26 protein-coding genes and 1 pseudogene are annotated in these 18,935 nt (G+C 35.8%); 18 read left to right on the top strand and 9 right to left on the bottom strand.

Annotated elements, in window-relative coordinates; translation table 11 throughout:
* On the bottom strand, positions 1 to 1,630 hold a 1,630-nt coding region (locus SAGCYANO_RS36315), incomplete at its 3' end, for a hypothetical protein (protein ID WP_202224479.1).
* Between the two features lie 332 nt (positions 1,631 to 1,962).
* Between SAGCYANO_RS36315 and SAGCYANO_RS36310 the strand changes: the two genes are divergently transcribed.
* The 12 genes and pseudogenes from SAGCYANO_RS36310 to SAGCYANO_RS49690 all read left to right on the top strand — a co-directional run bounded on the left by SAGCYANO_RS36310 (position 1,963) and on the right by SAGCYANO_RS49690 (position 11,029).
* A complete protein-coding gene (locus SAGCYANO_RS36310) occupies positions 1,963 to 2,121 on the top strand; it encodes a hypothetical protein (protein ID WP_202224478.1) in 159 nt (52 codons plus the stop codon).
* A 135-nt stretch (positions 2,122 to 2,256) separates the two neighbouring features.
* Positions 2,257 to 2,837 (top strand): annotated as a pseudogene (locus tag SAGCYANO_RS36305) (Uma2 family endonuclease).
* 265 nt (positions 2,838 to 3,102) lie between these two features.
* Positions 3,103 to 5,727, top strand: a complete 2,625-nt coding sequence (gene alaS / locus SAGCYANO_RS36300) for an alanine--tRNA ligase (protein WP_202224477.1) — start codon at positions 3,103 to 3,105, stop codon at positions 5,725 to 5,727.
* A 395-nt stretch (positions 5,728 to 6,122) separates the two neighbouring features.
* Positions 6,123 to 6,611, top strand: a complete 489-nt coding sequence (locus SAGCYANO_RS36295) for a DUF4365 domain-containing protein (protein ID WP_202224476.1) — start codon at positions 6,123 to 6,125, stop codon at positions 6,609 to 6,611.
* Positions 6,612 to 6,627: 16 nt separating this feature from the next.
* A complete protein-coding gene (locus SAGCYANO_RS36290; RefSeq protein ID WP_202224475.1) occupies positions 6,628 to 7,056 on the top strand; it encodes a hypothetical protein in 429 nt (142 codons plus the stop codon).
* On the top strand, positions 7,053 to 7,745 hold the full coding sequence (locus tag SAGCYANO_RS36285) for a hypothetical protein (protein WP_202224474.1): 693 nt from the start codon (positions 7,053 to 7,055) through the stop codon (positions 7,743 to 7,745). The genes SAGCYANO_RS36290 and SAGCYANO_RS36285 overlap by 4 nt, the downstream gene beginning before the upstream one ends.
* Positions 7,746 to 7,860: 115 nt before the next feature.
* On the top strand, positions 7,861 to 8,391 hold the full coding sequence (locus SAGCYANO_RS36280; RefSeq protein ID WP_202224473.1) for an AAA family ATPase: 531 nt from the start codon (positions 7,861 to 7,863) through the stop codon (positions 8,389 to 8,391).
* 35 nt (positions 8,392 to 8,426) lie between these two features.
* Positions 8,427 to 9,350 (top strand): AAA family ATPase, encoded by a 924-nt coding sequence (locus tag SAGCYANO_RS36275; protein ID WP_202224472.1) that lies wholly within the window; start codon positions 8,427 to 8,429, stop codon positions 9,348 to 9,350.
* Complete coding sequence (locus tag SAGCYANO_RS36270; RefSeq protein ID WP_202224471.1) at positions 9,343 to 10,092, top strand: hypothetical protein; 750 nt, start codon at positions 9,343 to 9,345, stop codon at positions 10,090 to 10,092. Before SAGCYANO_RS36275 ends, SAGCYANO_RS36270 begins: the two co-directional genes overlap by 8 nt.
* 210 nt (positions 10,093 to 10,302) lie before the next feature.
* A complete protein-coding gene (locus tag SAGCYANO_RS36265) occupies positions 10,303 to 10,548 on the top strand; it encodes a UPF0175 family protein (RefSeq protein ID WP_202224470.1) in 246 nt (81 codons plus the stop codon).
* Positions 10,545 to 10,706 (top strand): hypothetical protein, encoded by a 162-nt coding sequence (locus SAGCYANO_RS49695; RefSeq protein ID WP_307786279.1) that lies wholly within the window; start codon positions 10,545 to 10,547, stop codon positions 10,704 to 10,706. The genes SAGCYANO_RS36265 and SAGCYANO_RS49695 overlap by 4 nt, the downstream gene beginning before the upstream one ends.
* A 113-nt stretch (positions 10,707 to 10,819) precedes the next feature.
* Positions 10,820 to 11,029: a DUF3368 domain-containing protein gene (locus tag SAGCYANO_RS49690; RefSeq protein WP_307786278.1), complete on the top strand. Its 210-nt coding sequence runs from the start codon at positions 10,820 to 10,822 to the stop codon at positions 11,027 to 11,029.
* 101 nt (positions 11,030 to 11,130) lie between these two features.
* On the opposite strand, the gene SAGCYANO_RS36255 is transcribed toward SAGCYANO_RS49690, so the two are convergent.
* A complete protein-coding gene (locus SAGCYANO_RS36255) occupies positions 11,131 to 11,496 on the bottom strand; it encodes a hypothetical protein (RefSeq protein WP_202224469.1) in 366 nt (121 codons plus the stop codon).
* Positions 11,497 to 11,696: 200 nt separating this feature from the next.
* On the opposite strand from SAGCYANO_RS36255, the gene SAGCYANO_RS36250 reads away from it, so the two are divergent.
* From SAGCYANO_RS36250 to SAGCYANO_RS36235, 4 genes are all read left to right on the top strand, one after another.
* Positions 11,697 to 13,085, top strand: coding sequence for an NB-ARC domain-containing protein (locus SAGCYANO_RS36250; RefSeq protein ID WP_202224468.1), 1,389 nt, complete (start codon positions 11,697 to 11,699; stop codon positions 13,083 to 13,085).
* Positions 13,086 to 13,275: 190 nt separating this feature from the next.
* Complete coding sequence (locus tag SAGCYANO_RS36245; RefSeq protein ID WP_202224467.1) at positions 13,276 to 13,461, top strand: hypothetical protein; 186 nt, start codon at positions 13,276 to 13,278, stop codon at positions 13,459 to 13,461.
* An 80-nt stretch (positions 13,462 to 13,541) separates the two neighbouring features.
* On the top strand, positions 13,542 to 13,919 hold the full coding sequence (locus SAGCYANO_RS36240; RefSeq protein WP_202224466.1) for a DUF433 domain-containing protein: 378 nt from the start codon (positions 13,542 to 13,544) through the stop codon (positions 13,917 to 13,919).
* Positions 13,915 to 14,157 carry a DUF5615 family PIN-like protein gene (locus SAGCYANO_RS36235; protein ID WP_202224481.1) on the top strand — a complete coding sequence of 81 codons (243 nt, stop codon included), beginning with the start codon at positions 13,915 to 13,917 and terminating at the stop codon, positions 14,155 to 14,157. Before SAGCYANO_RS36240 ends, SAGCYANO_RS36235 begins: the two co-directional genes overlap by 5 nt.
* Before the next feature lie 13 nt (positions 14,158 to 14,170).
* Here the strand turns inward: SAGCYANO_RS36235 and SAGCYANO_RS36230 are convergent, their stop codons facing one another.
* From SAGCYANO_RS36230 to SAGCYANO_RS36200, 7 genes are all read right to left on the bottom strand, one after another.
* On the bottom strand, positions 14,171 to 14,443 hold the full coding sequence (locus SAGCYANO_RS36230) for a hypothetical protein (protein WP_202224465.1): 273 nt from the start codon (positions 14,441 to 14,443) through the stop codon (positions 14,171 to 14,173).
* 632 nt (positions 14,444 to 15,075) lie between these two features.
* The gene (locus SAGCYANO_RS36225) at positions 15,076 to 15,240 is read right to left on the bottom strand and encodes a type II toxin-antitoxin system HicA family toxin (protein ID WP_202224480.1); all 165 of its coding nucleotides are present in this window, start codon (positions 15,238 to 15,240) and stop codon (positions 15,076 to 15,078) included.
* A gap of 44 nt (positions 15,241 to 15,284) precedes the next feature.
* The gene (locus SAGCYANO_RS36220; protein WP_202224464.1) at positions 15,285 to 15,533 is read right to left on the bottom strand and encodes a DUF1902 domain-containing protein; all 249 of its coding nucleotides are present in this window, start codon (positions 15,531 to 15,533) and stop codon (positions 15,285 to 15,287) included.
* Between the two features lie 134 nt (positions 15,534 to 15,667).
* Positions 15,668 to 16,069 carry a hypothetical protein gene (locus SAGCYANO_RS36215; RefSeq protein ID WP_202224463.1) on the bottom strand — a complete coding sequence of 134 codons (402 nt, stop codon included), beginning with the start codon at positions 16,067 to 16,069 and terminating at the stop codon, positions 15,668 to 15,670.
* Positions 16,066 to 16,302, bottom strand: coding sequence for a hypothetical protein (locus tag SAGCYANO_RS36210; RefSeq protein ID WP_202224462.1), 237 nt, complete (start codon positions 16,300 to 16,302; stop codon positions 16,066 to 16,068). The genes SAGCYANO_RS36215 and SAGCYANO_RS36210 overlap by 4 nt, the downstream gene beginning before the upstream one ends.
* Positions 16,303 to 16,447: 145 nt before the next feature.
* On the bottom strand, positions 16,448 to 16,681 hold the full coding sequence (locus SAGCYANO_RS36205; RefSeq protein ID WP_202224461.1) for a hypothetical protein: 234 nt from the start codon (positions 16,679 to 16,681) through the stop codon (positions 16,448 to 16,450).
* A 24-nt stretch (positions 16,682 to 16,705) separates the two neighbouring features.
* Positions 16,706 to 17,269: a hypothetical protein gene (locus tag SAGCYANO_RS36200; protein ID WP_202224460.1), complete on the bottom strand. Its 564-nt coding sequence runs from the start codon at positions 17,267 to 17,269 to the stop codon at positions 16,706 to 16,708.
* Between the two features lie 776 nt (positions 17,270 to 18,045).
* On the opposite strand from SAGCYANO_RS36200, the gene SAGCYANO_RS36195 reads away from it, so the two are divergent.
* On the top strand, positions 18,046 to 18,879 hold the full coding sequence (locus tag SAGCYANO_RS36195; protein ID WP_202224459.1) for an interleukin-like EMT inducer domain-containing protein: 834 nt from the start codon (positions 18,046 to 18,048) through the stop codon (positions 18,877 to 18,879).
* The coding region (locus tag SAGCYANO_RS50980) for an interleukin-like EMT inducer domain-containing protein (RefSeq protein ID WP_375340054.1) at positions 18,836 to 18,935 on the top strand (100 nt) is incomplete at its 3' end. The genes SAGCYANO_RS36195 and SAGCYANO_RS50980, both read left to right, overlap by 44 nt.

Below are 18,935 nucleotides of genomic sequence, written 5' to 3'. Positions count from 1 at the left end.
CGGTATCAAAATCAAGTTTTATTGGAAAAACAGTAGGATCGGTTGGATCGACATTGATTCCTGTAACGCTAAACTCTTTAACCCCTGTACCGAGTAGGGAAACAAAGTCTATGCTGTCACCTCCAGTGAACTCGCCAACAACTATATCCCCGATTGAAACAGTAAAAGGAGCATCAAAACCGCCAGGTAAACTCAGAATCTCTGTAAACAAAGAATCGCCAGTCATCTCGAAGTTGAAGCCAGTAGCAGAGGGCGGATCAAACCACCGACGTCCTTGCTGATTAATAAACTGGTAAATCGGTCCCTCCTCTCCTAGAGGATCGTGAACTACATCTGGCAGCAGCGGATTAGCTTGGGCTTCACCTGCTTCAGGTTCGGCACGATATATGCCCTGGATACCGTTAGCAAGCCGGGCCCAGAAGACAATCTGACCATTGTTATTCATGCTTTCCCGATCGATCGAAAGAGCCGTCACTGTAGAACCAAAGAGAGTATCGCCAGTCATAATCACCTTATCATTTGCCAGCATATCTTGCCATGCTAGAGCGATATTCCCATTATACTTGGGGGAGAGGTAGTCTGGCATACCAGTGAAAATGCCAAAGCTCCTGTAACGATTCCACTCACCAATAAAGGCGACCTCTCCATTGTCATTAATGGCAGGACTCCGGGAAACACTATGAATGGGAGGAGTGTTACCTGCAATTATATTGGTATTTGTGTTGCTGCTGCTCAAGATAGCAGCGCTTGCCCCATTATTCAACCCAGTTCGGTAAACTACTCTATTGTCGTTATTGATACTAACGTCATGGTATCGCCCAGCCTTGAAAGTGGCAGGATCAGACATGATGTTATTGATGATATTCCCATCTTTACTGCTGAAAATGCCATTCACGCCTGCAAAGGCAACCGTTCCCTTGTTGTTGATGGAAGGTCTGTTATTAGTGACTGGGCATTCGGCTCCGCCTACATTATTGGAGCAATTTGTAATTTGGGTGGTCTGAACGCCGTTGCTTTTAAAGATTTCTGAACCACCTGCATCCAAATCAGCATAAAATGCCACCTGTTTTTTATTGTTAAGAGATACTCCTTGGGCGAAACTGCTGTATTGGTCGTTGGTGCTAGCAATAGTTCTGCGGTTGGTATTATTGCCATTACCAACCAGAATTTCTTGTGCGCCATTAGCCAAATTTCCGAAAAAGGCTACTTCTCCTTTCTCGTTGAGGGAGAGTCCCTGACCAAAACCGGTAAGCTGAGGTTCACCAGTTGTAGCAACGACTTTACTGCTTCCGTTGAGGAAGTTAGGTTTAGTGTTGTTGATCAGCAGACTCGTGCCGCCAGCCTTTAGATTACTAAAAAAGGCTACTTCTCCTTTCTCATTAATTGCGAGTCCCCTGGCTCCAGAGTTGTTCTGACCTGAACCATACCAGTTACTACTGCTCCAGGTGGTAGAAAACCCCTGACCAAAGCTGCTGAAACCGTTGTTTATGTTGGGGTTGTTATCGGCAATCCTGGTAAAAGTGAAACTAGCTGCAGTTTCAGCAGTAGCTAAAAGTGAAACCAAAGTTAAAGCCAGACTAGAAAAATACTTGGCTTTACCTTTAAATTGACAATAGTTGCGAAAACTCATAGTAAATAGTCCATAAAATTGACAGGAAGCGTTAAATCAAGTAAAAATCTAGGAGATGCGTTCTGCTTTTGCACTAAATCTCAAATTTGTTTGTTTGCAACAATTTACAAACCGTTGGTTAACCCCATTGAGATTTCTTTTATAAGAATCTCTCATAAAAACTATAAAAATAAATTAATTAAGATTTTTTAACTATTCTGGCAAAAGACCTCCAATTAATAAGAAGTCGGGAATGGCTTTGAAACAGTAGCAATGCTGATCTGGCCAGGTCTACGGGTATAGACAAGGACATCCTCAGCAAACTGTTTAACGGCCAAACCAGAAAGCTGACAGTGCCTAATACTCTGAAAATAGTCAATACCTTTGCTACTAGAAGCGATCGCTTTCGTTCCTTGATCTACTACCTGCCATCAACAGTTAAAGTCGTAATCAAACAGATATTGACTTTGGATAGTTTTGGGATAATTTATTTCTTAGAAGTTCCTAAGTAATTACAATAGGAGCGATCGCTCCCACTAGCAAAAATAGCGATCGCTGAATCTACTTGCCAGAAAACAATATCAATAGAACTCTGTTCCCCAATATGTTAAAATGAGATCGAAACCTCAATTACCAGGAGAAAAACAATGGTAGCAGTTCCTAAACCAACTCACATGACCCCCCAAGAATACCTTGACTGGGAGGAGAAACAACCGATAAAATATGAATATATGAACGGTCAAGTCTTTGCCATGACTGGGGGAACTATTCCTCATAATGAGGTTAGTCTTAATTTGGCAGCGGCTTTAAAAAATCATCTGCGGGGTAAAGGGTGTAAAGTATTAATGGCAGATGTCAAACTGGGAGTATCCGAAAAAGGACCTTTTTATTATCCTGATGTCATGGTAAGTTGCGATCAAAGAGACCGACGTGCCACTAAAGTTATTTATCATCCTTGCTTAGTTGTGGAGGTTTTATCTCCAGGAACTGAAGCTTTTAACAGGGGTAAAAGTTTAAAAATTATCGCAATATTTCTACTTTAAAAGAATACGTTTTAATTGATGCACGAGAGATGACAGTGGAGTGTTTTCGACCTAATGAAAATGGTGTTTGGGAACTTTATAATTATGGAGAAGGGGATGAAGTAACTTTAACTTCTGTAGATTTTAGCTTTCCCATTGAGATGCTTTATGAGGATGTATTTTTGGAAGAATTAGAGGAAGAATAGATATTTTATAACTTTTTAAAAATCCATTGAAGTAATAGATAAATAAATTGGCATTGCTGAACCAACCACAAATATCCAACACCTAAAATTTAAACAGGTAAAATTTTGCCTGAATAGACTGTAAACTAAAATAAGACTTACGCAAAGAAACCAGGTTTCTAGGATAAATCATTGTTTTTGACAATAAATATCTACGATAAACCGGGTTTCTGGGTTGACCTGCGTAAGTCCTGTAAAACAAGAAAACCGAACATTATAATTAGTTATGTCTCCAAAAAAACTCACAGGTAACGAAATTCGACAGACATTTCTCGACTTTTACGCACAACGGGAACACAATATTTTACCCAGTGCATCTCTAGTTCCCGAAGACCCCACGGTCTTACTAACTATTGCGGGAATGTTACCATTCAAACCTATATTTCTCGGACAACAACCCCGGAAATATCCCCGCGCTACTACTTCCCAAAAATGTATCCGCACTAACGATATTGAAAATGTTGGTCGTACTGCCAGACATCACACTTTTTTTGAGATGTTAGGTAATTTCAGTTTTGGCGACTATTTCAAACCAGAAGCGATCGCCTACGCTTGGGAACTTTCCACAAAAATTTTCGGTTTACCTCCAGACCGTTTGGTTGTCAGTGTGTTCCGAGAAGATGATGAAGCATTTGCTATTTGGCGCGACAAAATTGGCATTCCCGCACACCGCATTCAACGGATGGATGAGGAGGATAATTTTTGGGCATCGGGTCCGACTGGTCCGTGCGGTCCGTGTTCAGAAATTTATTACGACTTCCATCCAGAATTAGGGGATGATAACATCGACTTGGAAGACGATAGCAGGTTTATCGAATTTTATAACCTCGTATTCATGCAATACAACAGGGATGCAGAGGGAAATCTCACGCCATTGCAAAACAGAAATATTGACACCGGGATGGGGTTGGAAAGAATGGCGCAAATATTACAAAAAGTGCCGAATAATTATGAAACTGACCTAATTTTTCCGATCATTAAAACTGCTGCGGATATTGCTGGTATCGACTACAAAAAAAGTGATGACAAAACCAAAATTTCCCTGAAAGTAATTGGCGACCATGTACGAGCAGTAGCTCATTTAATTGCCGATGGTGTCACTGCATCTAATGTTGGCAGGGGTTATATTTTACGACGGTTAATTCGCAGGGTTGTGCGTCACGGACGTTTGATTGGCATTTTTGGGGAATTTACATCCAAAGTTGCTGAGAAAGCGATCGCTCTTTCTGAGGATATTTACCCTAATTTGCGGGAGAGGGAAACTGCTATTAAAGCTGAGTTGCAACGGGAAGAGTCTCGCTTCTTGGAAACATTGGAGCGGGGTGAAAAATTGTTGGCGGAAATTATGGCAAAACCGGAAACTCAGAAAACTAAACAAATTTCTGGGGAAGATGCTTTTAAGTTATACGACACTTATGGTTTTCCACTGGAGTTGACTCAGGAAATAGCAGAGGAAAATGGTTTAACTGTTGATGTCAGTATGTTTGAAAAAGAAATGAAACTGGCACAAGAACGTTCTCAGTCAGCTCACGAAACTATTGACTTGACTGCTGAAGGTGGGGTAAAATTGGATGTTGACAAAACGGAATTTTTAGGATATACAGATTTGACTTCCTCAGCGCAAGTAATGGCGTTAGTAGCTGAAGGGGAACAGGTTGAGTCTGCGGAAGCGGGTACTCAAGTACAAGTGGTGCTTGACCAAACACCTTTTTATGCTGAGTCTGGAGGTCAAATAGGCGATCGTGGTTATCTGAGTGGGGATAATATGGTTGTGCGGATAGAAGATGTACAGAAGCAGAATAATATTTTTGTACATTTCGGTCGCGTGGAAAGGGGTACGTTACAGTTAGGAATAACGGTGAATGCTCAAATAGATGCTGCTTGTCGTCGCAGAGCGCAAGCAAACCATACCGCAACACATTTATTACAAGCTGCTTTGCGGTCTCTGGTAGACCAGTCTATTTCTCAAGCGGGTTCGTTAGTATCTTTTGACCGTTTGCGATTTGATTTTAATTGTCCCCGGGGGTTGAAACCGGAGGAAGTAGAGCAAGTGGAAGCTCAGGTAAATAGTTGGATAGCTGAAGCACATCCGGCGACGGTTGCGGAAATGCCATTGGATGAAGCAAAGGCAAAAGGAGCTGTTGCTATGTTTGGTGAAAAGTATAGCGATGTGGTACGGGTGGTTGACTATCCGGGAGTGTCGATGGAATTATGTGGGGGAACTCATGTGAATAATACGGCAGAAATTGGGGTGTTTAAAATTATTTCTGAAGCTGGTATTTCTTCTGGGGTGCGCCGTATAGAAGCAGTTGCTGGTCTGGCAGTTTTAGATTATTTGAATGTCCGGGATACTGTGGTTAAAGAATTGAGCGATCGCTTCAAGGCAAAACCGGAGGAGTTATCGGAGCGGGTGAGTAATTTGCAGCAGGAGTTGAAGGAGTCGCAAAAACAGTTGGAAGCGTTGAAAGGTGAATTAGCAGTGGCAAAGTCCGACCAGTTGTTAGGAGACGCTGAGACTGTGGGTGAGTTTCAAATATTAGTAGCGGAAATGCCTGGTGTTGATGCAGAGGCGTTGAAAACTGCTGCGGAACGGTTACAACAAAAGTTGGGCGAGAGTGCTGTGGTATTGGGTGCTGCTTCTGGGGAGAAAGTTAGTTTAGTTGCTGCTTTTAGTAAGTCTGTGAATGGTAAAGGTTTGCAAGCAGGGAAATTTATTGGTGGGATAGCGAAAATGTGTGGAGGAGGCGGCGGCGGTCGTCCGAATTTAGCGCAAGCAGGGGGTCGCGATCCGAGTAAATTGAAGGAAGCATTGGAGAGTGCGAAGGAGCAGTTAGTTGAAGGGTTGAAGTAAATTTTGGGTGAGATTTTTTGCCCACTATTTGTAGGTTGGGTTGAGGTGACGTTAGCGCAGCTTATCCGTAGGATAAACCCAACATAACCCAGTATATAAACGTTTTTGTTGGGTTGCGCTGTCGCTTAACCCAACCTACATTATTATTACTAAATTATCCAAATATGGTATTAGTAGTTTAGGTGATTTTTGTAGATTAAGATAGGTTAATACCTAAGCTAAAAATTATTTATTTAGCAGTTTTAAAACCTACAATATGTGAACCATTTTCACTAGACATTTCCAGAAAACAGGGAATAAGGAACATGGATAAATCATTGATATTTTATGGTTATATTTATAAAGTGTCCAATACCCACTTTTATTAAATTAGTTATGCCAATATATTTATATTAATGGATATAAATTCACGGAAAGAATACTTTAGTTATGCCTATATAAGAGCAGTTGCAGCAGTAGCTGGGTACTCGGTAGAAGAAAAATCTAGACCTATGGATAATGCAGGAATAGATCTAACAATAGAATCTCCTGGAGAAATAGGACTAAGTTTATTTCCCAAAGTGGATGCTCAAGTTAAATGTACTTCATCAAATAATATAAGTAAAATTGAAGCAGATACTATTAACTTTCGTTTACCTAGAAAAAATTACGATACCCTTAGAGGGGAAAGTACAGTCCCTTTAATTTTAATAGTAGTGCTAGTTCCGGATAAATTTACTGAATGGATGACCATATCTCAAGAAGAGTGTGTAATGAGAAAGTGTGGTTACTGGGCATCTTTAAAAGGGGAGCCTTCTACAAAAAATAAGGAAACTGTTACTGTTAAGTTATCACGCAAAAAATTGTTTACACCAGATAATTTGTCAAAAATTATGGAAAAATAAATAACAGGGAAGAGTTATGACAGTCTCTAACAATGAAATTCTAGAATTTAATTATTTAGACTCACTTTTTGTCTATAACTATCTTCAAGATAATGGATGGAAAGAGGAGGATAAACTTGGTGATAAAGCTTATATTTTAGCTATTACCAAGAATCAGAAAAAATATTCTGTTTTATTGCCATTAAAAAAAGAATTGGCTGATTTTGCATCCAGAATGTATGATGTATTTAGAGTATTAGAAGTAGTTGAAGAACGCCCAAAATCAGAAATTATTGCCGGACTTAAAAATCCTCAGCAAGTAGCAATTCAAAAAAATTGTGAAATATTGAGTTTGAGGTTTAAATTTATATTTGAGAAATACAAGAGAGAGTTATCAGCAAAACAAATGGGGAAAATATTAATATCATTACAAGATTTTTTGATGCAGTTGGTCAATATGAATTGACTAATACTTATACAAAAGGAAAAATAGCAAAAGAAATTTTAGACCAAACAGAATTATCAATATTTGAAACTTTCCAAGGTTCTTTTGGCATCAAACTTACTATGGCAGAAAATGGTCAACTTAATATTTTAGAAAGACCATTGCCAGAAAGAATTGCTCAAATATTTTTAGAATTGTTGAGGTTAAGTAATCAGTTAGACAAAGCAGAATTAAAACAAACTTTACTAAGGATAAAAAGAAGAGCAGCTTCTAAATATCGTTATTTTTTATTTTATTTAGCTCCTATAAAATCAGACTTTAATTTTGATTGGGGTTCTTTAAATGAAAATGCTGGAGGTCATGTGATATTAGCCTACGATGATATACTCAAGACTATTGATTTTATTAATAAAATGGAAGAGGAAGAACCAGAAGAGTATGAAATCAATGGTAGGCTATCATTAGCTGATAAGAAAACAAAAAAACTGACAATAGAAGAGTTAGACACTAAGAAATTATATTCTGGAATAATATCAAAAGAGAATTGGGAAAATATGGAAAATCAAGGAATTGAATTAACAATAGATAATCTGTACTCAGCAAGGTTTCAAGAGGTAATTTCAGTTAATCCAGCAACAGAAGAAGAAAAAATTGAACGAACTATAATTAAACTTACCCCTAGAGTACGGCAAGAAAGTAATACTTCATAATTTATCCTCTCAAACTAAAATTTAATATCCCGCCAATTTTGATAAAATTATTGTAAATTAGGCAAGTATAATCGGATTTTTGATAACTGAAATAACGGTCAAGGATAAAAATAAAATGAAGTTACTCGTTAAAAATTTTGGTCCAATTCGTAACAATACTCAGACTATTGATTTATCTAAAAAATTTTACGTTTTTATTGGTCATAATAATAGTGGAAAAACTTACATTTCTCAACTGTTGTGGGCAATTTTTAATTCAGAAGTAATTAATAAATTTGCTCGTTCTACTCAACTAGAAAATTTTCCTATTAAAATTCAGGATGAGATTAATATTTCTGAAGATTTAGTGAATAATATTTTGTCAGAGTATGAGTTATTTATGCGAGAAGAAATTGCCAATATATTTAATTTTAAATCTACATCTTTTGCTTCTAATATAGAGATATCATTTGAATTAGATGGGCTAGAAGAATTTGAGCAACGTCAGTATCAAAATAATTTTAATGTTAATGTTGGAGATTATAAGGAATTAAATTATTTGGTTATGAATAAACCTAGAAATTCTTTATCAATAACTATTGAACCAAAAACTTTGCCCGAAGGTTTTTTGATTTTGTTCCTAGAAATAATTTTGAGGAAGAAGTAAAGCGAGATATTAAAATATATTTTATTCGCTACATAATGCTTATTTTACTAAACTATGACCATGAAAATCCAACATTTTTTTTACCTTCAAATCGTCAATTCTATCCAACTTTTTATAAGTATATATATGATATAGATAGAAAGAGGCTTGAAGAAGGTGCAAAAAAATTTGTTGATTTAGTTGAGGAAAATTTCAGAACTAAGAGAACTAAAATCAGTGTAGAAACTCTTCAATCTATTAATATTAATATTTTTAAAAAATATTACACTGAACCAATAAATCATATATTTCAAAAACTTTATTCTCTAAATCCAAATGAAGAAATAGTGGCACATTATGAAAATATTATCGAAAAACTGATAGAAATAATGGGAGGAAACATAGTCTTAAAAAGTTTAGAAGGTATCTCCCCAATAGAATTTTATTTTAGATTTGCAAAAGAAGACCAAGATTTACCGATGCACTTAACTTCTTCTTCTGTAAATCAATTAACTTTGCTTTACCTCTATTTAAAATATTGGGCTGCTGAAAACAATAATTTTCTAATGATCGACGAACCAGAAGAAAATTTACATCCAGAAAATCAAGTGAAATTAGTTGATTTATTAATTCAGTTTGCTACCCAAAAAGATAATAAAGTATTAGTTACAACTCACAGTCCACTTTTGGCTAATGCTGTGAATAACTACATCTATCTTGATGTGCTGAAAAATGAATATAGCAGCGATTTTGTTGATAAAATAGTTGAGGAAAATAACCTCAGATATGTCTATACTGATAACTCCATCTCAAAAGATGAAATTGGGGTTTATTTTTTTGACGGCAGCAGAATAATTGACTATGAAGCTGATGAATATGGAGTTTACTTTAGAAACTTTAGAGACATAATAGATTCTCTAGATAAAACCAGGAAAATATTAACTGATTACGTCTATCTAAAAGAAAGGGAAGATGAGTAAATCAAGAAACAAATTTTTGATTATTAATGAGGAAAATGTCAAAGACCCTTTTCTAGTTAGAAACGAATTTCAGAAAGCTTTAGCCAAGGAAAGATTAATAGAAGAAATATTATTAGATAATGAGTTCATAGAAATAGAAGAAAGAAAGAAAACAGCTAAATTAAAACAAGTCAAGATTACAGAATTAGATTATGCCAATGAAAAATTCAAAGTAGAAAAAATTTGGAGAGTCAATCTAGAAAAACAAATTCCTGGAATATCAACAAGTGGCAAGACTACAGAAGTAGCATTGTTGGTTTTACAGAAATATGAAGGTAATAGTTATACATTGAATATTATTCTGGTTGAGATGAAATCATCCCTTCAACCCAGAAAAACTAAGTCAGGAAAAGTGATTAACAGTTCCTTCGATGAAATTCACGATAAATTTAGGGATAGTATGAATCGAATGTATATGTTATTGACTTTGAATAATTATGGGAACCCAGATAAATATTATAATCGGTCTTCTATTAAGATCAATTTTAAAGGAGCAATTTTTTATGATAGAAATGAGATTAAAGAAGGAGATATAGAAAATGATAATGAACAAAATTTTTACGATATTTTTGAGGGAAAAAGAAATTTATTGACCTGTTCAACTATACTTAGCGATAATGATAAAATCAAAGTCAAGTCTTTTAATAATATTGACGATCAAGGAAGTATTACTGTAAAAATCGAAGATTTACTTTTCAAATAAACTGTTCTGTTTATTATATTGGAAAATTTCACTATTTTCTGTTTTGCAATTGTGTAAATTTAAAGCGATCGCTCCTTCCAACCCCAAAAATAATCCGTACATCCGTGCCATAATCAGTGTCTAGCTACTAGGGAGCGATCGCCAATAATATGTTAAAATCTATATCAGTCTATTTGCACTATTCCAGAATCAAAAGGAGGTAAGAAAAAAATGAGTGTGGTTATTCCTGATGACGTGCTGAGAGCAGCTAGAATGTCTGAAGCACAATTAAAGTTAGAAATTGCCATTATGTTATTTCAACAAGATAAAATTAGTATTGGTAAAGCTCGTCGTTTAGCTGGAATTAATTTATTAGAGTTTCAGCGGGAAATCGCTGAACGCGGTATTTGCATCCATTATGATGTTGAGGAGTTTGAAGAGGATATTAAAACTTTGCAGGAAATGGGTAGGTTATGATCGTTGTCAGTGATACTTCACCTATTACTAATTTGTCAGCAGTGGGAGCTTTAGAACTTCTTGATCAACTTTACGATCGCGTCATTATTCCTCAAGCAGTTTATGATGAAATGGCTTCTTTGGAGCAATACCTGGTACGGTTGAGGTTCAAACTTTAGATTGGATTGAAAATCGGACAGTTGAAAATCGCCAAGAAGTTGAGGAGCTGCAGGTTGATTTAGATATAGGAGAAGCAGAAGCAATTATTTTAGCTTTAGAACTGGATGCAGATTTGTTGCTGATAGATGAACGTAGAGGAAGAAGGGTAGCTTTGGAGTTAGGAGTTAAGAAAATAAGTGGGTTGTTAGCTGTATTGCAGGAAGCTAAGAGAAAAGGTTTGATTTTAGAAATTAAGCCAATTTTGGATCGGTTGATTTCTGAAAATAATTTTCGGATTAGCGTTAGTCTCTATAATACGGTTTTACAATTTGCTGGGGAGTGAAGTTGTGTTGGTTTAATAGTGATCGCTCCTCAAATCTGCTTGGTTTGGAAAGGGGCGATCGCTCAGTTGAGTATAAATCTTCTTTTAGCAAAATTTCCTTTTTAGTCTGGAAGATCTGAATAATCATTAAAGTAATCTATTACTATATCTCCAAATTCTAATGTAGATATCATACCTACTATTGACTTGGCTTTCCATCCAACGCCAGGGATTAAATCAAGGATGCCATGAGCAACCTTATGGCCATTAAGATAATCAGGCATAACTGTCTCAATTATCTCCTTGGCTTCGGTTCTATCTAAGTAAACATCAAAGATAGATCCAACTTCGATAACCAGTGAGATAGCACCTTTATCCATTACGAGGTGTGCAAGTGGAAGCAAGTCCACTACCCCAAATCCTATAGCCCACTTAGTAATAGCTGAACGTGCCTCTCTTGTTGCTACTTGTTTACAGCATGCTGCCATATTTTAACTGCTACCCTTTTTTTTAGTTTGTTTTGCACTTTAATTTTATTTTGTCATTTTAGTTTTGCCCACTCTGAATAAGTACATTTAGTACCCAATTTTTCTCACTACTTTGAACTAATTTAGTACATTTAGTAGATTTAGTTGAAAAAGTATATTTGACAGCATATACTGGACTAAATATTTATTAGTATCTACCTATGAACAGTTTTGAAGATGTCTTAAATTGGGCAGATAATTTGATATTTAATCAAACAGGAAAAAATCTCTCAGAGGTTCAGAAAAAAATACTAGAAAGTACTTGGCAAGGAAAAAAATATTGGCAAATAGCTGAAGAACTCCATTGCAGTGAATCTGATGTCAAAAAAAAAGCTGCTAAATTATGGAAAAAATTCCGTAAAGACTTAGGAGAAGACCTGAATAAATCTAATTTTCGTTATAAGGTAGAGAAAAAATACCGTGTTTCTCAAGTTTCCTCTTCCGGTGACTGTTTATTACAAGAAATTGATATTAATATTTGTGGTCAATTCATACAAAATATTAAAGATACGCAAGCGCGATCGCCATCTTCTCTTGACACTCCTCAAAACAAAAATAAATCCCCAATAATTAATCTAAAAGACGCACCGAAATTAACTTGCAATTCTCATCACACATCAGAAATATCTACCCTCAAACAATGGATATTAGAAAGCAACATCCATCTAATAACAATATACGGGTTAAGTGGAATTGGAAAAAGCGCCCTTATTCTTAAACTTGTGGAAGAAATTAACACAGAATTCGACTACATTATTTGGAAAACCCTTGATGATGCTCCTCAACTTTCAACTCTAAAAACCGAGCTTAAAAAATGTTTTTCCAAATCCCAAACGACTCCATTATCCACAATTATTGATAATTTTAATACTTATCGTTGCCTAGTCATTCTTGATGATGTAGAAAATATTTTTCAAAGCGGTGAATTAGCAGGTAACTATTTACCAGGCTATAAAAACTACAGCAGATTTTTTGAACAAATTGCTACTTCATCTCATCAAAGTTGTCTAATTCTCATCAGTTGGGAAAAACCCAGAGAAATCGCTATTTTAGAAACAGAAAATCATCCAATAAAAACTTTACATCTGAAAAGATTAGAAAAAGCAGAAGCCACAAAAATCTTGGCAGCAAAAGTAAAAGAATTAACAGATGAGGAAAACTGGTCAGAATTAATAAGTATTTATCAAGGTCATCCCACTTGGTTAAATATTATCGCTGCAACAATAAAGGAATTTTACAATGGTAGAGTTTCCCAGTTTTTAGCCGAGCAAAATGAGATTTATTTAGGAGACTTAGAATTAATTTTAGAATCTCACTTCGAGCGCTTATCTCCATTAGAAAAAAAAGTAACTTACTGGTTGGCTACTCAAAATGAATCCGTAAATATTTGCCAGCGACCTGTCAATAGTGAATTATCCAAATCAGACTTTTTAGACGCCATGAAATCTTTATGCAGGCGCAGCTTAATTGAGAAAAAAGAATTAGAAAACCAATCTGTATTTTACCTTAATCCTGTATTTAAACAATATATTATTACACAGCATAAATAGTAACGAATAGGTAAATTATAAACATCTTGATATATATGAAAAAGTAGAAGCGATCGCCAAAACAACCCCAAAAATAATCCGTACATCCGTGCCAAAATCAGTGTCTAGCTACTAGGGAGCGATCGCTAATAATATGTTCAAATCCAAATAAGCCTATTCAACCATTTCAAAATAATAATTGTACTTAAAAATGACTCCAAACCCGACTATAGAAGAAATAAAAGCTCTGATATTTAAATTACCTATTCAGGAACAAATAATCCTCATAGAAGACCTTGAGGAAAGACTAGAAACTCTCACCATGATGGAACTAGCAGAAACAGGTTTTTCAGAGTGGAACGAACCAGAAGAAGATATTTACGATGTCGAATCCTAAACTTAAATAAATTTCCTCAGTTCGCTAAATAAACTTTTGTCTTTTAAAATATATCTATTATTTGTATTCCAAAATTAGTTATGTCTAAAACATCTACAATTACAGAACATATTGAAATTACTCCAGGAATTTGTGGTGGAAAACCTCGAATTGCTGGACATCGAATTAGAGTAGAAGATATTGTTATTTGCCATGAAAAAATGGGTCTTTCACCAGATGAAATTGTCTCTCAATATCCTAGTATTACTTTAGCTGATGTTTATGCTGCTCTGACTTATTATCACGACCATTTAGAGGAGATTAGACAGCAAATTTTGGAGGATGAAGAATTTGCTAGAGCAAAGCAAGCTGAAACTCCTTCTTTAGTGGCAAAAAAATTAAGAGAAAGTCATTTCAGTTATCAGTTATCAGTTATCAGTAACTCTGGCTTCAGCAAGAGGCTGGAAATACTGAATTAAAACTTTTTTAATTTCTCTGTCAGATGAGGAACAATTGATATTTGCTGCTAATCAAAATCGGGTTATTTTTACTCAGGATAGAGATTTTTTGCGACTACATTATGCTGGTTTTTCACATAGCGGAATTGCTTATTGTATCAAGGGAAGTCGTTCAATTGGTGAAATTTTACGCGGGTTAATTCTAATTTGGGAAGTATTAGAATCTGAAGATATGATCGGAAAAGTCGAGTTTTTGTAATCTAATCTTATGACTATTTCTGATTAGGTATATCAGCAATAACTGAATCGTGATTAATTGATATTTCTTGATATCCACTACCTTTTGATGCTGGAGTTATATGCAGAGTTTTGTTGACTTGGGAATGAAAATTATTCTTTAAGTCACCTTCTGCTCTTTCTATAGCTCCGATGCGTAGTTCTTCCTTGAGATTTTCTGATAAGTTTTGATTGATGTAAAAATTTAGAGCTTTATTAATTAATTGATCCAGATTTTCTTGAGGCATTGTTTGCTCAATTAATTGCATTGTTGCTTCTGGGATGGTAATGTTAAGTTATCTGTCCATAGCTGGCAAAAAAAGGGGTTAATCATACACTATGATATAGGAAATTTAGCACATATTTGGAGTAGTGTCAATGGGGAGCGATCGCCAAACTTAGCAAAAAAAAATCATCCCTGTATCCGTGACATAATCCGTGTCTAGTACTCTGTAGGTTTGGTTGAGGTGACGTTAGCGCAGCTTATCCGCAAGATAAACCCAACATAACCCAGCATATAAACGTTTTTGTTGGGTTGCGCTGCCGCTTAACCCAACCTACAACTTATGAAGCGGATTTAATTTCTACGTTAAATGAGGAACAATTGATATTTGCTACTAATTAAAAGCGGGTTATTATGACTCAGGGTAGATATTGTTACTATATAATTGCAACCCCCAGAAACATTATAGATATTGGTAGATGAACCGTTGGTCTCAGAATATTTTAAAACCCTTGAAGCATAGTAATCGGGTTCAGTATAAATCTTCTTTTAGCCAAATTTCCTAATATTCTGGAAGGAATGAGTGGGTAATTACAAATCTATTGATAAATATGAAAACGTAGGAGCGATCGCTCACAGCACCCTACTAACTACTCTTAATTTTCTTGGTTTTATCCACTAGAAAAACTTAGGTAATCCTGCTTGTTTTAAAACGGCATTAGCTGTATGGCGCGATTTAATAGAATTATCTACTACAAATCGGTGTTCTGTCATTGCACTATACCAAATTTCATGGTCTCCCTTACCCTGTCGCTCAAAATAGCAACCTGCTTGTGTGAGAATTTTTTTTAATTTAGGAGTTAGTAGGAGTTAGTGATGAAGCCATTTTAGGAAGCTACTTTGATTTGTTCTTCTCGATGACTGGTTAGTTGAAATTCAATATACCCAACATAATCAGAGGAAATTATATTGTTCAAAACCATTAATTCTGGAATCATTTCCCGGAGTTTCTGACTGAGTGCTTCAATGGTGTCTGCTTCTGTTGCTAATCCAGGAACATCGGGACTTGTTGCTACCCAAACCATTGCTTCTGCATCCCAGAATGATTCTACTTTACAAGTGATTTGCTGCTCCATAAAATATACATATTATATAGATTTATATAGATATTTATAATTATTTTTTAACACATATTTGGACTGGTGTCAATTGGGAGCGATCGCTAATCATAAGTCAAAATTAAAATAAGTCTATTTAACCAATTTAATTATTACTCTCCTCTAAATTCTTGAAAAATTTTATAACTTTGACAAATTGCTTCTAAACAAATATCCCCTTCCAAATAAAACTGGATTAATGGAGTTGTTAAATTTTGAGAATTAGTGAAAGGATAAGATAAAGATGATAAGACTTGGGCAACTGTTTCAGATAACTGCTGAAGTTTCACTTCTCCCACCCAAAAACAGTAATCTGTATCCTCGTAATTAAGAGGTTGAGAAAGAACAAGATGGATAATTTGATATAGTTCGATCGCTACATCCCCTACTTCCGGACCGTAGGTAAAATCAAGACGTAATCCAAGATTTTTAGGAATCATGGAAATACCAACTAAGTCAGCACTTTTTAAGTCTTCTAAAAAAGTAGTTAAATTAGAAATAATAGTTGCAGTCATATAATTAATTTTTCTCCTGTATTGTGTGTATTTGCTCCGGGGATAAATTGAATTTTATCACCATTTTGGTCGTAGCGACGACGATAAGGTTTACCTTGGGAAGTTTTGATTTTTGGACCTGTGCGAACTATTTTGCCATTAGGTCTAATGTGAATTATACTACCATCTACATGAGCAAAAGTTTCATATCCTCCCCTAGTTTGTGCTTGAAATTGAAAGCCATAATTTGACAAAATAGTGAGAGCTTATGATTTGGTTTTTCCTGTTAAATCGGGAAGTTGTTGTGCTGCAGGAATCATCAATTAATTTCTAATTAAATATAAACAAAAAGATAGCTTTTAATATTAGAGCGATCGCCAATCTATTTATCCTCTCAAACTAAAATTTAATATCCCGCCAATTTTGAGCATATTCTCCCACAAATATTTTCAAATGTTTCATATTAGTAGTAGCAACATATATTCCTCTACCAGGAGTTTCTTGACAGAGAATACTCCATTGGGCAGAAATAATCATATCAGCATCAATATTTTTATTATTAGTTATAGAGATATGATTTTGACAACTGATAACTGATAACTGATAACTGAATAGGACTAGCAAGTAAGCCAAGCACTCCTGAATCTAAAATTACAATCATAATGATAAATCTTCCCCATTGTACTTTCTTTTAATTTCTTCCATTCTGGCTTTTTCCCAAGCCATAGCAGGTTTATTTTTCTCTAATTGCTCTTCAGGAATACGCCCCAAATGTTTCAAATATGGTAATAAAATTCCCTTTTCTGAGTTATCTATTTCTGTGCCTTTATTTAATAAATATTGACCTTTCTCCCATAACTTAGAAGCCGATTTTGATTTTCTCAATTCAATTGCTCTATCTACAGCTTTTGGAATTAGCAAAAAAGACTTTTGATACTTAGCAAATAAATCTTCTTTTTGTTGTAGGGAAGACAAAATTAATCTGAATCTAATTAACAAACCTTGCCATCCGTTACATTGAGAACTTGCCTTAGTAAAACCGTAAGCTATATTCACAAAATAGTGCCGAGTTTCCACCGAAAAAATATCCCAACAAGACTCGATACCACCAGCCAATTTCTCTATTTTATCCACATATTTATTTATATCTGTAGGGATATCATTTTTAAATTCAATTTCTGTATTAATTGCCTCCAGATATTTTTTCGTACCCCTCATCATCTCCTGTAAAGTTTCCTCTACACTTTGAGTTTTGAGAGCAGCAACTTCCCGAAAAAACTCCTGTGCTTCATCAGTTAATGAATTAGGGAAATACCACTTTATAAAAATGATTTTAGTTTCTCTATATCATCTTTTCCTTGTTCTGATAATAGTCCATTAAGCATATTATTTTTCTCCTGCAAATTAGATATGTTATACCAATATTATAAATATTTGCTATAAATAAATAGGTTATTTCTTAGGAGTCAGGAGTCATATCAAAGTGTAATTAGATTCTTATGGTGGAGACCCACCCCTAGCCCCTCCCCCGACCGTAGAGGGCAGAGCTGTTTCATTCTGGCGAAACACAGAGAGGGGAATAGACAGATGGGGAAAATTTGCGAAATTTTGACAAAATAGTCAGGAAAAACGTCAAATTTATCAATTATCCTTGAAGGTCAATTAAGGAATTTTTGTTATTTAAGCGACGCTGAAAAGTCAACTTAATATCATAAATTAAAAGCCTCCATCCCCGTGTCCCCGTGTCTCCGCGTCCCCGCGTCTTCCTGTCTGATGTGTCCCCGTGTCTATCGAGAATGAAACAGCCCTCCCAGGAAGGGAAAGTGGGGACCCACCCCGGCTCCTCCCCCAACCCACCCCCACCCTCCCAGGAGGGGAGCCAGGAGAGGAATTTGGGGAGATAGGGCGATCGGGAAATATTGGGTAGTTTCTGCAATTTGTAAATATACCAGCGCGCACTGCTATAAACTAATAAAAACTAATCAAGCAAACATCACATGACAATAAAAAAAATCACTATAACCGCTACATCCAGTGGCTATACAGCCAAATATTATGGAGCAGGAGAACCCAAAGCCAAAATTTCTATCGATGGCCAAGAAATTAACTTCGGCAGCTATAGTCGGGGCATCAATGTGGCCGTATTCGATGAAATCACAGGTAAACTACTATTTTGTAACAGATTTGATACTCCCATTGGCAACAGCGACATCTTTGCTGATTTCATTAACCACCTGCCAGAAGGGAAAATAGTTGCTCTAGCAATCAAAGGTGATGCCGTATCTACCCCTCTAACAGATAAAGCCAAAGCCGCTTTTAAAACCATAGGCAGCGCTGAAATAGACAATCTGAAAGTCGGCCAAGCATACACCCTCATAGGTATAAAAGGCCATGAGCCAGGCACTGCCCATGAATCTATGTTTTGGTTAGAAACTGGCAGTAGCTACACCCAAGAGGTAGAAGTAGTAAAAGATATAGGAACTTTTGTAGTAGAAGCTATATCAAAACCATCAATACTGGCAGCAGCACCATACTATCTCCCTCAAGGAGGAGAAGCACAAATTCACCTCAACGGAAAAATTCTAGCTATAGAAGGAGGATATAAATCTGGCTGGAATCTTATAGTATTAGACAGCAAAGATGGGCAAGTGAAAAGCTCTGGTAGTTTTAATCCTGGGATACCAGAGGAGGTAGATAGATTCGTTGAAATCATCGAAGACTTACAAGCAGGAGAAATAGTTGCCATAGCCACCAAAGATTTATACAGGCACCGAAGTAGAACAGAACATGAAAAAAGCTTGTTCTTCTATTGGTTCGACAATGGTAGGTAATCTCGAATATGGAGGTAGTTGGGCGATCGTTGGTTATAAAGGAGCTAAACCAGGTC

The organism is Okeania sp. KiyG1, assembly GCF_014132355.1.
Classification (GTDB): domain Bacteria; phylum Cyanobacteriota; class Cyanobacteriia; order Cyanobacteriales; family Microcoleaceae; genus Okeania.
The sequence above is the reverse complement of the archived record's forward strand: the minus strand, read 5'-3'. Positions and strand labels throughout refer to the sequence as shown.